Here is a 15,957-nt window from a genome sequence, read left to right on the forward strand (position 1 = left end):
TTGTACCGCCGCCTGCTTCTCGCCTTGTCGCTGCTCGCCTGCACGGCCTCGTCGCCGGCGCAGCTGCGCGCCGACGAGGCGGTGTACGAGCTGCGCGCGCCCGGCGAGGCGAACGCCACCGCCCGGGACCGCGCCTCGCACAATGTCGGCAGCCAGCACGGCGACCAGACCCGCCCGGCGTTGAGCACCGACGTGCTGGCGGTGCCGGCGTCGATCCCGTCGACGGTACGGCCCTCCACGCTGCTGGTCCCGACCGGCGGGACCGGGATCATCCCGCCGTCATCGGCCCCCGACAATGTCGGCGCGTTCCGCTTCATCTGCATGCCCGGGCAGATCAGCTATGACGACCCGATCGTCTATCCGAACCAGCCGGGACGCAGCCACCTGCACCAATGGTACGGCAACACCGCCGCCAATGCGGCGTCGACCTACGCCAGCCTGCGTACGTCCGGCGACAGCACCTGCATGAACGTGCTCAACCGTTCGGCCTATTGGATGCCGGCGATGCTGGACGGCAAGGGGCATGTGGTGCGCCCCGATTACGTCACCATCTATTACAAGCGCTTTCCGGCCATCTCGCCCGAGTGCCGGAAGATAGCGGCGCGCGGCTGCACCGACCTGCCGCGCGGGCTGCGCATGATCTTCGGCTATGACATGATCACGCACCAGGCGAACAGGAACGCGGCCTATTTCAACTGCGACGGCCCCGGTGCGACGCCCGGCCATTATGCGACGATCACCGAGGCGGCGAAGAATTGTCCGGCGGGCGCGCGGCTGGGCGCGGTGATCGCGGCACCGAACTGCTGGGACGGCACGCGGCTCGACAGCCCCAACCACCGCGACCATCTGGCCTTCGGCAGTTACGGGCAGACGGGGGTCCTGCGCTGCCCGTCGACGCATCCGTACGTCATTCCGTCGTTCACGCTGGGCGCCTGGTATTCGGTCGACGAGGCGCGCGCCGACAGCTGGTACCTGTCGTCCGACGAGATGCCGGGCATGGAGCGGATGCCGGCCGGATCGACCTTCCACGCCGACTGGTTCGGCGCATGGGACGATCAGGTGATGACCGCCTGGACCGAGAATTGCATCAACAAGATGCTGAATTGCAGCACCGGCGAGCTGGGCGACGGGCGCCAGATGAAACAGGTCGGCGAGTTCGCCTGGAAGACGCCGCGCCGGCTGGTGCCGATCCCGCCGCGCCCCGCCGCCACCGCGCCGTGACCGCCTGCCCCGCGCCCTGCCCCGGGCCCTGCCCCGGGCACCGCATGCGCCTTTTGCGATTGCGGTCAAACGGCAGGCGTGATTAGCCGCCCCGAATCAACGCCGTTACGGATAACCCCAGCGCCATGGCCGACTCCTCCACGATCCGCGCCCGGCTGATCGCGCGCGCGCACGTGCCCGAGGCGCTGCTGAAGCGGCTCGGCTGGGCGACGTCGGGCTATATGATCGTGCAGGGCCTGCGCTTCGTCACCAATCTGGTGCTGACCCGGATCCTGGCGCCCGATCTGTTCGGGATCATGATCCTGCTCACCTCGCTGCGCGTCGGCATCGAGCTGTTCACCGACATCGGGATCGGACAGAACGTCATCAGCAGCCGCAACGCGACCGACCCGCGCTTCTACAACACCGCCTGGACGTTGCAGGTGCTGCGCGGATTCGCGCTGTGCCTGATCACCTTCCTGCTGCTGCCGGTGATCGGGCGCTTCTACGGCGACCCGACGCTGCACCGGCTGTTGCCGTTCATCACCGCCTTTTTCGTCCTGACCGGCTGCACCTCGATCGGGCTGCCGCTGGCGATCAAGGAGCTGGCGCTGCATCGGACCGCGCGATTCGAGGTGATATCGACGCTGCTCGGCTCGACCGCGCTGATCACCGTATCGTGGCTGTTTCCCACCATCTGGGGGTTGATGGCCGGCAACATTTTGGCGTCAGTGATGCCGACGACCTTTTCCTATTTCATCAAGCCGGGGCTGAAGCACCGGCTGATGATCGACTGGGGCTATGCACGCGAGATCATCGGGTTCGGCAAATGGGTGTTCGTCTCCTCGATCGTCTTTTTCCTGGCGGCGAATTTCGACCGGCTGATCCTGACCAAGTACGTCAGCTTCGCGGTGCTGGGCGTCTACGGCGTGGCGCGGTCGCTGGCGGACGTGTTCGCGCAGTTCAGCGTGAAGCTGGGGGCCGAGATCGTCTTCCCCACCGTCGCCGCCGCGAGCGTGCGCGGGGTGGAGCTGCAACGCAAGCTGGCGCATCGCCGCTTCCAGTTCCAGGCCGCCGCGCTGGTCGCGATCGCGGGGTTCATCGCGCTGTCCGATGTCGTCATCCAGATGTACGACTGGCGCTATCACGACGCGGCGCAACTGCTGCCATGGGTGTCGCTGGCGGCGTGGCTGATGATCCTGAGCACGCTGAACGAGAATCTGATGCTGGGGCTCGGCAAGCCGCATTACAGCGCGTTCGGCAGCGTGGCGAAGCTGGCCGGGTTGATCGTGTTCCTGCCCTTGGGACTCACGCATTACGGGATCGTCGCCGCGGCGGTGGCGACGGTGGCGGCGGAGGCGATGCGGTACCTGTGTCTGGCGATCGGGCAGGCGCGCGAGAAGGTGACGTTCGTGCGGCAGGACGTGTCGGCGACCGCGGCACTGATCGCGCTGGCCTATGCGATCCGCTGGGTCACGTTCGAGATCGGGCTGACCGGCGCGCCGGCGGAGCTGTTCCGGCTGACGCTACACGGATAAGCGGCGCCGGCGGCTATTTCGCGAGCGCCGCCTCGACCGCGCGGGTGTAGAGTTTGGCAATCAGTTCCTGCCCCCTGGCGGTGGGGTGCAGCCCGTCGCTGTAGAGCGCCGTGTCGCACGCCGCCGCATCCGACCCCATCACGGGATCGGCCGCGACGTCGAACACGCCGTCGATCCTGGTGCCCACCGCGGCGCGGATGTCGTCGTTGACCACCGGGCGCTGCTGGCTGTGGCCGTCGTTATAGTCGCGGTATTGCGGCAGGCAGATCGGCAGCACGGTGCCGACCACCACCTTCGCGCCGGTCGCCTTCACCGCCGCGACATAGGCCCACAGGTTGTTGAGCCACATGACCGGGGTCAGCCCGCGGCTGGCGCCCAGATCGTTGGTGCCGATCAGCACCGTCACGAGCGCGGGGCGGGCGGCGAGCACCTGCGGCAGGCGCTCGACCAGGCCGTTGCCGGTGGCGGCGTCGGTGACGTGCGAGCCGCTGACCGCCATGCCCTTGAACGGGATCGACGGATGCTCGCGCGCGAAGATGCCGGTGTACGAACCGCCCCAGAACAGCGAGATCGAATCACCCTCCGCGACGATGCCCTTGAGCGCGCCGGCAGCGGCCGAGGGAGCGGGCGTGGGCGTGGCGGACGGGGTGGGCGACGGCGTAGCGGACGGGGTGGGGGTCGGGGCCGGGGTCGGGCTCGGCGCAGGGGCGGCCTCGACGACCGGGGCCGCCACCGGCACGACGACGACCGCGGACGAGGCAGGGCCGTTGCCCGCGGCGCTGTTGCCGCACGCCGAGAAGCCGAGCAGCAGGCTCGCCACGCCCGCGCGGCGCGCGATCACCATGGCACGGCGCGTCCGCGCGCGGGTTGCCGAAACAGCTGCGTCGTGGCGCATCGCGTCGCCCTTCCTACCGGTCGATCCAACGCCCGGCGTGGCGGAACGGCCGCCATGCCACCGGGCATGGCGTTCCTGCACCCGCGCTGCCTAAGCATTGGTTAACGCGCCGCTAAGCGTGTCCATCAGGCCGCGGGGCCGTAATAGCCGCGGTACCATTCGGCGAAGCGCTGCAACCCCTCGCGCAGCATCACCTTCGGCTGGTAGCCGGTCAACGCGTGGAGCTTCGACACGTCGGCATAGGTCGCGGTGACGTCGCCGGGCTGCATCGGACGCATCACCTTCTCGGCCTTGCGCCCGATCGCATCCTCCAGCGCCTCGATCATCTCCATCAACCCGACCGGATGGCTGTCGCCGATGTTGAGCACGCGGTGTTCGCCGGTTGCGGGCGGATGGTCGAGCGCGCCGACGATCCCGTCGACGATGTCGTCGATATAGGTGAAGTCGCGCGCCATCCTGCCCTCACCGTAGACCTCGATCGCTTCCCCGCGCATGATCTTCTGCGTGAACGAGAAATAGGCCATGTCCGGGCGGCCCCAGGGGCCATAGACGGTGAAGAAGCGCAGCCCGGTCTGCGGAAAGCCGTAGAGGCGCGCGTAGGAGTGGCTCATCAGCTCGCACGCGCGCTTGGTCGCGGCGTAGAGCGAGACCGGCGACGCGGCGGGCTCATCCTCGGTGAAGCCGGCGCCGCCCATCGGCTTGTCGCCGTAGACCGAGCTGGAGCTGGCATAGACCAGATGCTCGAACCCGTCGGCGTGGCGGCAGGCCTCCATGATCGACAGATGCCCGGCCAGATTGGAGCGTTCGTAGGCGAACGGGTTCTCCAGGCTGTAGCGGACGCCCGCCTGCGCGGCGAGGTGAACGACGCGGCGGACGTTATTGTCGCGGACGATCTTCGCCATCGCTTCCACATCGGCGATGTCGGCGCGGTGGAAGGCGAAGGTGTTGCGCCCTTCGAACGTCGCCAGACGCGCTTCCTTCAGCCGCGGGTCGTAGTAATCGTTGACGATGTCGACGCCGATCACGCGCTCGCCGCGGTCGAGCAGACGATGCGCGACGGCATGGCCGATGAAGCCGGCGGTGCCGGTGACCAGGATCGGATCGGTACGGCCGCTCATCATCTTATCCCCCGGCTGGCGCCCTCTCGGGCGCGTCCATGCTGCGGCTGCTTCCTAGAGGCAGCGGCCGGGATCGGCAACTCGCGCCTAGTCGCGTACCGATTCCGCGGGCGCCCAGACCGCATAGGTCTTGCCGCCGGCGACCGAATCGATCACCCCCATCGCCACCCCCGCCAGGCTGAGGATCGCGGTGACGATGCGCTGCGCCGGTCCGATGTGCAGCGCATGCCCGGCCGCGAGCGCGAGCACGACGCCGCCGGCCAGCAGCACCACCGCCTCGGCGCCGAGCAGCGCGATCGCCACCGGCAGCGCGAACAGCATCGCCCCTGCCAGCAGGAACGGCGTCATCCATTTCAGCATCCGGTGCGAGATATAGCCATATAGCGCCGGCCACGGCAGCCGGCGCAGCTGCGGCCACAAGGTGCGGTGCACGTTGATCGCCTGACAGGCGATGCGGCGTTTGCGGACCAGTTCCTCGTCGGCCGCGGTGGCGCTGCGCTCATAGACCAGCGCGTCCGGGGCGTTCACGACCCGCTTGTTCTGCGCCAGCACCATCAGGCTGAGGTACAGATCGTCGATCAGGTGCGGCGGCGGTGCGCGGTGCAGGTCGCGGCGCAGCGCGAACATCGCGCCGTCCACCCCGATCAGCCCCACCGTCCCGCTCTCGATCGCCTTGATCGATTCCTCGGCGCGCCAGTATGCGGCGCCGGTCGCCGCGGCCGGGCTGTCGTCGGCATTGGAATAGATCAGCCGCGCGCTGACGCAGCCGACGTCCGGATCGGCGAACGGCGCGACCAGCGGCGCGATCACCTGCGGGTCGTGCAGGACGTTGGCGTCGGTGAACATCAGCAGGTCGCTCGTCGAGCGCGCGACCAGCTGGTTCATCCCGAACGTCTTGCCCTTGCGCTCGTAGGAGACGATCAGGTCGATGCGGTCGGCGAACTCGCGCAGGATCTCGATCGTCCCGTCCTGCGGCCCGTCGGCATAGACGTGGATGGTGGCATTGCCATAGACTTCGGCCGCCTCGACCAGCCGCTCCATCCGTCGGCGGATCGACCGCGCCTCGTTATAGGCCGACATGCAGATCGCCAGCGTCGGCCGATATGTGCCGTCGCGGGACAGGGGGGCGAGCGGACGGCGCGGAAAAAGGCGCAATGTCAGCGGGTAGATAAGGAATGGATGCACCGCGAGCACCAGCAGCAGCGCGGCGATGATGGCACACACCCAGGTCATGCTCGCGTCTCGCCGATCCCTTTCAGCAGCGCCGCGGCGCGCGCCTGGTGCTTTAGCCGCCGCTTCGCCGCCACACGACGACGTCGAAGCGCCACCTCCTCGTAACGCATAGCGACTAAACACATTCCTGCAACCCGCGGCGCGGCGCGGCGAGAAAGCCAAGCGGCGAGATCGCTTGCATTTGCAGCGGCATCGCTTACCACGTCGGCACTTCGCACATGCGGCATTGACCGGGGAAACGATCGACATGACCAGACTGGCGATGATGCTGTCGGCGATGGCGCTGCTGGCAGGATGCGCCGGGCGCGGCAGCGATCTGCCGTTGCAGACCGCCTCGGCTTTGGGACGCGATCGCGTGTCGCCGGTGGATGCGACGTATCAGCTTGGTGTCGGCGACCAGATCGCGTTGACGGTGTACGGCGAGACCGACCTTTCGCGCACCTACGCGATCAACCCCAACGGCACGATCGAGGTGCCGTTGATCGGCACGGTCAAGGCGCAGGGGATGACGATCGACCAGCTGAGCGCGCAGATCCGCACGCGGCTGGCCGACGGCTTCCTGCGCAATCCCAGCGTGACCGGTTCGATCGTCACCTATCGACCGTTCTACATCCTGGGCGAGGTCGCCAAGCCCGGACAATATCCCTTCCAGACCGGCATGACGCTTGAGGGCGCGGTCGCGCTCGCCGGCGGCTACAGCTACCGCGCGCAGAAGAACCACGTCTTCATCCGCCCCGAGAGCGGCGGCGGCGAGGTGAAGGTCGAGGCCACGCCCGAAGTGGCGGTCCGTCCCGGCGACACGATCCGCGTGGCCGAGCGGTTCTTCTGATATCGGCGATGAACAGCATGGCCCCCCGCCCTGCCCGCCGCATGCGGCGGCTGCATCCGCGCGCGTCGCGGCGGCTGGCGGCGGGGGCGTTGCTGGCGACGGTCGCGTCCATGGGCGCGCACGAGGCCGGCGCGCAAACCTCGCGCTCGGTGCTGGACACCGGGATCGAGTTCGACCTGCCGGTGACCGACCGGGTCACCGTGCTGCAACGCCCGCATCCCGAACTCGCGGCGACCGGCGTGCGTGCGGGGGCGTTCCTGGTCTTCCCGCAGGTCGATCTGGGCGCCAACGCCACCAGCAACGTCTTCGGCGCCTCGCGCGATGCGGTGGCGGACGGTTACGCGATCGTGGCACCGCGGCTGGATGCACGCAGCCAATGGTCGCGCCACCAGCTCAGCGCGCATGTCCGCGGCAATTTCCGGCGCTTCCTGACCTATCCGATCAAGAACGAGGACGGGTATGACGTCGGGGTCGAGGGCCGGCTGGAGCTTGCAGGCGAATCGACGCTGCGCGCGGCGGTGAACGCCGACCGCATCTACATCAACCAACTGTCGGGCGACTTTCCGCAATTCTCCGCCGCGTCGGTGCCGCTCGACCGGCAGGTCGCCTCGCTCCAGGGGGTCTACGCATTCAACCGCCTGCAATTGCTGGGCGACGTCAACGTCACGCGGCTGAACTTCAGCGACACGCTGTCGCTGGCCGACACGGTGATCGATCAGGATTATCTCGACCGCACCGCCACGCGGCTGACCGGGCGCGCGGAGTATAACATCTCCCCGGTGACGTCGCTGTTCGTGCAGGGCGTCTACACCCGCCACGATTACCGTGACGCCACGTTCGACTTCGACCGCAGCGGCAACGAGCTGCGCCTGGTCGGCGGCGCGGCGTTCGACCTGACGCCGCTGATCCGCACGCGGCTGGGCATCGGCTATCTCTCGCGCCAGTACGAGCAGGCCGGCATAAACAGTCTGAGCGGGCTCGCGTTCGACGCGCAGGTCGATTACCTGCTGTCGGAACTGACCACGATCACGCTGACCGCGCGCCGCGACGTGCGCGACGCGATCGTGCGCGACGCCGCCGGCTATACCGCGTCGCGGCTGACCGCGGAGGTCGATCACGAGTTGCTGCGCAACCTGATCCTGGTCGGCCGCGCCGATCTGGAGCGCGACGATTTCGCGCGGATCGACCGCCAGGACACCTTGTACCATGTCGGAGCGAGTGCCCTGTACACGCTCAACCGGTCGATGGTGCTGACGCCGTCGATCGACTATTCCAATCGCGACAGCAGCGGCGCGCGGGTTGGGCAGCGATTCAACGAACTACGCGCAGGGCTGAGCCTGACGCTGCGGCGCTGAGCCGGGGTGTCGGAGAGTAAAGAGGGTAAGCGATGGCGGATGCGACGAACATGCGGCCGGAGGAACGCCAGGACCTGGCCGGGCTCTTCTCCCGGCTGAGGCGGCACCTGCCGATCATCCTGGCGTGCGTGATCGTGGCCGTGGTGCTGGCATGGGCCGTCAGCAAGGTACTGCCGCGCAAATATACCGCGTCGGCCCAGCTGGAATACACGCCGCAGGATGCGGTCGCCGGCACCCCGCCGCCGGCGCTGTCCGATCTGGCGCGCGACGCCAAGATCGACGCGGAGGTGCAGACGATGAAGTCGCTGCCGGTCGCGGTCCGCGTCGTGGAGCAGCTCCGGCTCGACCGCGATCCCGAACTGCGCGCCGCGGCGCAGAACTTCGCCACCGACGCCGCGACCGAGAAACAGGCGATCGGCGGCGCGTTGCTCGCCAACCTGAGCGCCGCGCGCGTCGGCACGACCTCGCTGTTCGAGGTGCGCTACATCGACAAGAACCCGCTGAAGGCGATGCAGGTGGCCAACGCCTTCGCGCAGGCCTTCATGGCCGAAGACATGCAGACCAAGGTCCAGCAGTATCGCGACGTCGACCAGCGGCTGGGCGGGCAGCTGGAGGACCTGCGCCGCAAGGTCGAGCAGGCCGATGCGCAGGTCGCCGCGTTCCGCGTGCGCAACAACCTGCTGGGGCTGCCCGATTCGGTAACCGCCGAGCAGGAAATCTCCGGGATCCGCAACGCGCTGGCCACCGCGCGCGCCGAAGAAGCCGCAGCCCGCGCGCGCAGCGCGGCCAGCGGCACGACGATCGTGGGCGGCGGCGGCGCGAGCCAGATCAGCACGCAGACGCTGTCGACCTTGCGCCAGCAGCGTGCGCAGGTCGCGGCACGCGTCGCCTCGCTCCAGTCGCGCTATGGCGAGCGCTATCCGGCGCTGGCCGATGCGCGCAAGGAGCTTGACGCGATCGACGCGCAGCTGTCGCGCGAGATGCGCGACCTGTCGCGCTCGGCGGGCAACGTCACGCAGGCCGCCGGTTCGACCACCGCCTCGCTGGAGGCGAGCCTGGCCGCCGCGCAGGCGCGGCTGGCGAACAATGTCCGCGCCTCGGTGGAGCTCGCCGACCTGCAGCGCACCGCGCAGAATGCGCGCGACGCCTATCAGCAGCTGCTGACCACCAGCACGCAACAGAATGCGCAGCAATCGATCATGCGCCCGGACAGCCGCCTCGCGGCCCCCGCGACGCTGCCGCTGACCCCCAGCTCGCCGAACGTCCCGGTGCTGCTGTTCATGGGCGCGGTGCTCGGCCTCGCGATCGGTCTCGCGATCGCCTACATCCGCGAACGCTGGGTGCAGGGGCTCGACACGGTCGATGACATTGAGACGATGCTCGGCGTCGACTATTTCAACAGCGTGCCGACACCGGCCAGCGCGATCGAGAAGCCGCGTACCAGCGACCCGGCGGAGGCCGCGCTGCTCCACCCGTTGTCGGCCTATACCGAGGCGTACCGCAACCTGGCGACCAGCCTGAGCTTCACCGCCACGAGCGCGCAGGGCGGCAAGATCCTCGGCATCACCTCGGCGCTGCCCAAGGAAGGCAAGACCACGACCTCGACCTCGGTCGCGCGGGTGCTGGCGACCGGCGGGTCGCGCACCTTGCTGCTCGACACCGACCTGCGCCGTCGTTCGGTGTCGGTGGCGCTGGCGCCGCAGGCGCGCGTCGGGCTCGGCGAAGTGCTGGCCGGCAGCGCCTCAATCGACGATGTCGTGCTGCGCGAGGAGGCGACCGGGCTGGACGTGCTGCCGCTCGCCCCGACCATCGGCACGTCGTCGCACATGTTCGAGACGCCCGAGTTCGCCGCGCTGCTCGCCGAGCTGCGCGGCCGCTACGAGCATATCGTCGTCGATACCGCGCCGGTGCTGGCAGTGGCCGACACGCGCGTGCTGGCACACCACTTCGACGCGCTGGCGCTGCTGGTGCGCTGGCGTTCGACCCCGGCGCGGGCCGCGCGCGCCGCGCTGCACCAGATCACCTCGGTCGGTGCCGGCGTGACCGGCGTCGCGCTGACGATGGTCAACCTGAAGGTGCAGGCGCAGTCGGGCTTCGGCGACCCGTCCTACTACGCCGATTACATGAAGGACTATTACGCGAAGTCGTGACCGGCGCGCGACCGGATCGCCCGCGGCGCGCCGCATGGCCTCGCACCCACCCCTGAGCTGGTCGTCACGCCTGCGCGACCGGCGACTGGCCCGGCTGTTCGCGCTGGCCGACCAGGGGTTTCAGGGGCTCGGGAGCATCGTCGCCAGTGCGCTGCTCGGCCGCTACCTGCCGCCCGATGCGTTCGGCGCGGTCGGCGTCGCGATCGGCGCCTATTATTTCGTCGCGGGCTTCCACCGCTCGCTGATCACGTTGCCCTATGTCACCGAGCATCGCGAGTGGAGCGATGCGGCCGACGATCGCCGTTATCATTCCGACTGGTGGTGGCTGAACCTCGCCTTCGCACTGGCATTGTCGCTGGCGCTGGTCGCGATCGCCGCGGGGTTGCGGATCGTGCTGCCCGCACAGGCTTGGCTGGCCGCACCGCTGATGCTGGGGGCGGCGATCACGCCGCCGCTGCTCGCCGCCGATTTCGTGCGGCGCTGGTTCTACAAGCAGGAGCGCGCGTGGTGGGCGGCGGCGGTATCGGCGCTGTTCTTCGTCGCGCTGGTCGCGGGAGCGGCGGTCGCGGCGCGGCTGCGCCCCGACGCGGCGGCCGGCACGCTCGCCTGGGGGATGGCGGCGACATTGGCGACGGTGTTCGCGCTGGCGATGCTGCGCCCCGCCCGCCCCGCTGCGGCGCGCGCGTGGGCGCGCTTCGCGCCGCATGCACGGTTCGCCGGGTGGCTGGCGCTCAATATCTTTCCCTATACCGTCTACAGCACCGCGACGGTGGTGATCCTGATCGGCGCGCTGCTCGGCCCGGGTGCTGCGGCGGTGTTCACGGCGGCGCGGACGCTGACCAATCCGGCGGTGAGCATCGTGTCGGCAATCGATTCGACCGACAAGCCGCGCGCCGCCGCGGCGCTCGCCACCGGCGGCGGAGCGGGGCTGCGGCGCGCGATCGGCAACACCCGGCGCACGCTGATCGTGCTGACCGGCGGCTATCTCGCGCTGGTCGCGCTCTTCGCGCATCCGCTGATCGCGTTGATTTTCCACGGCCAATATGCGGGCGTCGAGCGGGACGTGCAGTTGCTGTGCGCGGCGTTCTTCCTTTTCTGCCTCAACCAGCCGTCGGAGACGCTGCTGATCGTGCTGCGTGCGAGCCGGACGATGTTCGCGACCCGCGCGGCGACCGCGCTGGTGACGCTGGCGGCGCTGATCGTCGCGATACCGTATGGCGTCGCGGGGATGGCGGTGGCTATCGCGCTGAGCCAGCTGGCGAATATCATGCTGCTCGGCGTCGCGGAGCGGCATGCGCTGCGGCGCCATATCCTGTCGGAGGTTCCCGCATGACGATCCGCTTCTCGGTCGTGGTGCTGACATATGCGCGCGACCAGATACTGAGCGACACGCTCCAGCGCCTGGCGATGTGCCTGGGGGTGCGGGACGATTACGAAGTGATCCTCGTCGACAACAACCCCGAACCTGCGAACCGCGAGGCGCTGCTGGAACGGTTTGCGCACCGCCGGTACCTTCACTCGGGCGAAAATAAGGGTGTGCGTGCACGAAACGACGGCTTCGATGCAGCCACGGGAGCGTATATCGTGCTGCTGGACGACGATGTGCTCGTCGAAACGCCGGCGATGCTCGACCTGTTCGCCGCGCGCTTCGACGAGGACGAGCGGCTGGGCGCGATCACGGTGCGCAAGCATGTGCGCGGCGAGACGCGGCGGCGCGTCGACCTGATCCCGCATACCGCGAAGGACGTCGACCTGACGCAGACCTTCCTCACCTTCCGCTTCGTCGGGGGATGCGTGGCGTTCCGCGCCGCGTGCCTGCGCGAGGTCGGCGGGTTCCTGCCCGACTTCTTCTACGGGCTGGAGGAGATCGAACTGTCGTACCGGATCATCGATGCCGGGTGGCGGATCCGGTACGATCCGGCGGTCGCCTGCGAGGAGCTGGAGCATCCCGCCGGGCGCGACGCCAAGAAGCGCGTGCAGACGCAGCGGCTGGCGAACAAATATATCATCAGCTACCTTCGGATGCCGTTTCCGGAGGTGCTGGTGAACGCCGCGCTCTTCACCCCCTATCTGCTGATGCGTCAGCGCGGACAGGCGAGCGTCGTCGGCGCGGTCAAGCAGTTCCTGGCGTGGCGCGCGCGCTCGGACCGACCGCCGCGCAAGGCCATCTCGCGGGCGACCGCGGACTATATCCGCCAGTGCGGCGGATCGGTGTGGCGATGATCGTGCGCCTCGCGCTGCTGACCGCCGCGGTGTGGGCCGGGTGGAGCGCGACGCCGCCCGCCGCCACCCCGTCCGCCGCGACGCTCGACCGCGCGACCCTGCGCCCGGTCTTCAGCGAGGAGTTCGACCGCGCGCCCGATTTCCAGGATGCGCAGAAGAACCCGCGCGGGCGCTGGAAGACCAATTACTGGTTCGGGGTACAGGCGACCCGCGCCGAGAAAGGCTGGGAACCGCGCACGCTGACCCCGAACGGCGAGCTGCAATATTATGGCGACCCGCACGCCGGCATGTCGGCGTTCGAATGGACGCCCGGCGTGCTGACGATCGCGGCGCGCCCCAACCCGTATCGGGCCGACCCCGCGACCAACCACCTGCCCTACCTCTCGGGGCTGATCACCACCGAGCGATCGTTCCATTTCACCTACGGCTATGTCGAGGCGCGGGTCGCGTTCCCGTCCGCCAAGGGCATCTGGCCGGCCTTCTGGCTGCTGCCCGTGCCCGCGATGAAGCAGGGCCGGCCGCAACAGCCGCCACCGACCGAAATCGACGTGTTCGAATCGATCGGCCAGCCCGGCAGGCTGTACTTCACCTGCTTCCCCGATCTGCCCCACCAGCAGAAGAAGGCCGACAGCATGGCGTGGAACAGCGGCGCGGACCTGTCGCGCTTCCACACCTACGGCATGATGGTGACGCCGAAGGAGCTGGTCTGGTATTTCGACGACCGCGTGGTGCGCCGGGTGCCCAACAAGGATTACCACCGGCCGATGTACCTGCTGCTCAACCTGGCGATCGGCGGCAACTGGCCGGGGGCGCCCGCCGCCGACCAGACATGGCCGGTGCGGATGCGGATCGACCGGGTGCGCGGCTACCGGCTGGCGGAGAAGTGACGATGGTGTCGCGGCTGGGCCTGGGCGGGTCGAAGTTCGGATCGTTCGGCAACCCCGCCCCGGCCGCCGACAGCGAGCGGCTGGTGCGCACCGCGCTCGACCTGGGCATCACCGTGCTCGACACCGCCAGCATCTACGGACAGGGCGACAGCGAGCGGATCATCGGGCGCGCGATCGCCGGACGCCGCGACACCGCGTTCGTCGTGACCAAGGGCGGGCAGACCTTTTCGGCGAAATATCGCCTGCTGCGCACCGCCAAGCCGCTGATCCGCGCGCTGCTGGCGCGGCGCGGGGGGGCGGGCAATGCGGTGACCGCAAGCCGCGGCGACGCGATGCGCGCCGACTGGCGGCCGCGCGCGGTCGTCGCGAGCCTGGAGGCGTCGCTGAAGCGGCTGCGCACCGACCGCGTCGAGGCGTTCCTGCTCCACAGCCCGCCCGCGCATGTCGCCGCCGACCCCGACCTGGCGCTGGCGCTGGTCGCGGCACGCGGGAGCGGCAAGGCGCTGCGCATCGGCGTGTCGTGCAACGATCTCGCCACGCTGGACGCCGCATTGGGGCAGCCCGGCTATGACGTGCTGGAGCTGCCGTGGGACGTGCTGACCACGCTGGGCCACCGCGCCGAGGTGATCGCGAAGCGCGGGCATCTGGTGCTGGCGCGCGAGGTGGTGACGCAGCAGCCGGCACTGACCCCGGCGCAGGCGGTGTCGCGTGCGATCGCGCATGCCGCGGTCGACTGCACGGTCGTGGGCACCGGCAAGCCCGAGCATCTGCGCGCGCTGGCCGCGATCGCGCGCGGCACCGCGCGATGATCCTCGACGCGCGCCAGCCTGCGCTGCCCGAGCGGATCGAGACCGATCTCGCGATCGTCGGCGGCGGTCCGGCGGGCATCACGCTGGCGCTGGCGATGGCCGATGCCGGATGGGACGTGGTGCTGATCGAGGCGGGCGGCGACCGCTTCGACAAGGCGGGGCAGGACTTCCTGCGCGCGCAGTCGGTGTCGCCGGCGAGCCACTCGCCGGGCGAGATGTATCGCCGGCGGCAGCTGGGCGGGACCAGCGCGGTGTGGGGCGGGCGCTGCATCCCGTTCGATCCGATCGATTTCGAGACCCGCGACTGGATGCCGGCGGCGCGCTGGCCGATCGGCTATGAGGAGGTCGCGCGCTTCTACCCGCAGGCCATGGCGCTGGCGGAAGCGGGGGCGGCGGAATTCACCACCCGCGAGGCCGATCCGCGCCGCGAACCGGCGCTGCCGGGGCTGGGCGCGGATGCGGTCGCGGAGCGGATCGAGCGGTTCAGCCATCCGACCGATTTCGGTGCGTGGTATCGCAAGCGGCTGACGCAGGCGGCGGGGCTGCGCGTGCTGACCCATGCGCCGGTCGAGCGAATCCTGACCGACGACGCCGGCGCGGTCGCGCGCGGCGCGTTGGTGCGGCGCGCGGACGGCGGCGCGCTGACGATCGCGGCGCCGCGCGTGGTGGTCGCGGCGGGCGGGATCGAGACCGCGCGGCTGCTGCTCGCCAGCGACGATGCGCGCCGCTGCGGCTTGGGCAACGAGCGCGATCTGGTCGGGCGCTATTACCAATGCCATCTGGAGGGGACGCTGGGCACGATCGCCTTCCATCCGCCGGAAGGGCATGCCGCCTTCGACTATTTCCGCTCGCATGACGGCATCTATGGCCGGCGGTACCTGTGGCTGGCGCCGGAGGCGCAGCGGCGCGAGCGGCTGGCGGGAATGGTGCTGCGCCCGGCGCATCCCAGCATCGTCGATCCGGCGCACCGCCACCCGATCCTGTCGGCGATGTACCTCGCCAAGAACATGATCGTCCCCGAATATGCGCGCAAGATGACCGCGCTGGAACATGACGCGCGCGCACGGCGCGGGGGATCGTCGGCGGCGTTCCACCTCGCCCACCTGCGCAACGTCGTGCTCGGTGCGCCGCGGCTGGCAAGGTTCGGCGTCGACTGGACGCGGCGCCGGATCCTCGCGAGGCGCAAGCTGCCCAGCGTGCTGCTGGCGGAGCGCGGCGGGGTCTATCCGCTCGACCTGAACGGCGAGCAGGAGCCGCATCCGGACAGCCGCGTGCTGCTGGGCGACGAGCGCGATGCCGCGGGGATGCGCCGGGCGGTCATCGAGTGGCGCTGCACCGAGGCGGATCGCGCGCGGATGATCGCGGGGGTGCGGGTGATCGCGGCGGCGGTGAACCGCAGCGGCGCGGCGACGATCACGCTGGACGATGCGGACGCGCAGGCGTGGCGCGACAACCCGGTGCCGGTCGGCGGGCATCACATCGGCACCGCGCGGATGGCCGCCAGCGCGGCGGAGGGGGTGTGCGATGCGAACGCCGAGCTGTTCGGGACGCGCGGCGTGTTCGTGGCGGGGGCGGCGGCGTTCCCCACGTCGAGCTTCGCGAATCCGACGCTGACGCTGCTGGCGCTGACGTTGCGGCTGGCGGCGCATCTGCGAGGGGTGCGATAAGAGTCGAGCGGTTGCGCCACCCTCCCCGTTCGTGCCGAGCTTGTCGAAGCACG

Annotated in this window: 13 protein-coding genes; 10 read left to right on the forward strand and 3 right to left on the reverse strand. The window is 69.6% G+C overall.

Going from position 1 to position 15,957, the window contains the following annotated elements:
* Entirely contained in the window at positions 1–1,221 is a 1,221-nt protein-coding gene (locus tag J2Y58_RS09125; protein ID WP_310101834.1) for a DUF1996 domain-containing protein, read from the forward strand.
* A 125-nt stretch (positions 1,222–1,346) separates the two neighbouring features.
* Positions 1,347–2,738 carry an oligosaccharide flippase family protein gene (locus tag J2Y58_RS09130; protein ID WP_310101837.1) on the forward strand — a complete coding sequence of 464 codons (1,392 nt, stop codon included), beginning with the start codon at positions 1,347–1,349 and terminating at the stop codon, positions 2,736–2,738.
* Positions 2,739–2,751: 13 nt separating this feature from the next.
* Here the strand turns inward: J2Y58_RS09130 and J2Y58_RS09135 are convergent, their stop codons facing one another.
* The 3 genes from J2Y58_RS09135 to J2Y58_RS09145 all read right to left on the reverse strand — a co-directional run bounded on the left by J2Y58_RS09135 (position 2,752) and on the right by J2Y58_RS09145 (position 5,984).
* On the reverse strand, positions 2,752–3,633 hold the full coding sequence (locus J2Y58_RS09135) for an SGNH/GDSL hydrolase family protein (protein WP_310101840.1): 882 nt from the start codon (positions 3,631–3,633) through the stop codon (positions 2,752–2,754).
* A gap of 125 nt (positions 3,634–3,758) precedes the next feature.
* Positions 3,759–4,751: an NAD-dependent epimerase/dehydratase family protein gene (locus tag J2Y58_RS09140; protein WP_310101843.1), complete on the reverse strand. Its 993-nt coding sequence runs from the start codon at positions 4,749–4,751 to the stop codon at positions 3,759–3,761.
* Positions 4,752–4,838: 87 nt separating this feature from the next.
* The gene (locus J2Y58_RS09145) at positions 4,839–5,984 is read right to left on the reverse strand and encodes a glycosyltransferase (protein ID WP_310101849.1); all 1,146 of its coding nucleotides are present in this window, start codon (positions 5,982–5,984) and stop codon (positions 4,839–4,841) included.
* 247 nt (positions 5,985–6,231) lie between these two features.
* Between J2Y58_RS09145 and J2Y58_RS09150 the strand changes: the two genes are divergently transcribed.
* From J2Y58_RS09150 to J2Y58_RS09185, 8 genes are read left to right on the forward strand one after another with little or no spacing between them, the layout of a single operon-like run.
* Positions 6,232–6,813 (forward strand): polysaccharide biosynthesis/export family protein, encoded by a 582-nt coding sequence (locus J2Y58_RS09150; RefSeq protein ID WP_310101852.1) that lies wholly within the window; start codon positions 6,232–6,234, stop codon positions 6,811–6,813.
* A gap of 8 nt (positions 6,814–6,821) precedes the next feature.
* Positions 6,822–8,168: an outer membrane beta-barrel protein gene (locus J2Y58_RS09155; protein WP_310101854.1), complete on the forward strand. Its 1,347-nt coding sequence runs from the start codon at positions 6,822–6,824 to the stop codon at positions 8,166–8,168.
* Positions 8,169–8,200: 32 nt separating this feature from the next.
* Positions 8,201–10,318, forward strand: a complete 2,118-nt coding sequence (locus tag J2Y58_RS09160; protein ID WP_310101856.1) for a polysaccharide biosynthesis tyrosine autokinase — start codon at positions 8,201–8,203, stop codon at positions 10,316–10,318.
* A 34-nt stretch (positions 10,319–10,352) separates the two neighbouring features.
* On the forward strand, positions 10,353–11,651 hold the full coding sequence (locus J2Y58_RS09165) for a hypothetical protein (RefSeq protein ID WP_310101858.1): 1,299 nt from the start codon (positions 10,353–10,355) through the stop codon (positions 11,649–11,651).
* Positions 11,648–12,541, forward strand: coding sequence for a glycosyltransferase (locus J2Y58_RS09170; protein ID WP_310101860.1), 894 nt, complete (start codon positions 11,648–11,650; stop codon positions 12,539–12,541). The genes J2Y58_RS09165 and J2Y58_RS09170 overlap by 4 nt, the downstream gene beginning before the upstream one ends.
* Complete coding sequence (locus tag J2Y58_RS09175) at positions 12,448–13,428, forward strand: glycoside hydrolase family 16 protein (protein WP_310101863.1); 981 nt, start codon at positions 12,448–12,450, stop codon at positions 13,426–13,428. Before J2Y58_RS09170 ends, J2Y58_RS09175 begins: the two co-directional genes overlap by 94 nt.
* A 2-nt stretch (positions 13,429–13,430) precedes the next feature.
* Positions 13,431–14,237 (forward strand): aldo/keto reductase, encoded by an 807-nt coding sequence (locus tag J2Y58_RS09180; protein WP_310101867.1) that lies wholly within the window; start codon positions 13,431–13,433, stop codon positions 14,235–14,237.
* A complete protein-coding gene (locus J2Y58_RS09185) occupies positions 14,234–15,904 on the forward strand; it encodes an FAD-dependent oxidoreductase (RefSeq protein ID WP_310101870.1) in 1,671 nt (556 codons plus the stop codon). The genes J2Y58_RS09180 and J2Y58_RS09185 overlap by 4 nt, the downstream gene beginning before the upstream one ends.
* Positions 15,905–15,957: the final 53 nt, after the last annotated feature.

This window comes from Sphingomonas sp. BE138 (assembly GCF_031456125.1).
GTDB lineage: Bacteria > Pseudomonadota > Alphaproteobacteria > Sphingomonadales > Sphingomonadaceae > Sphingomonas.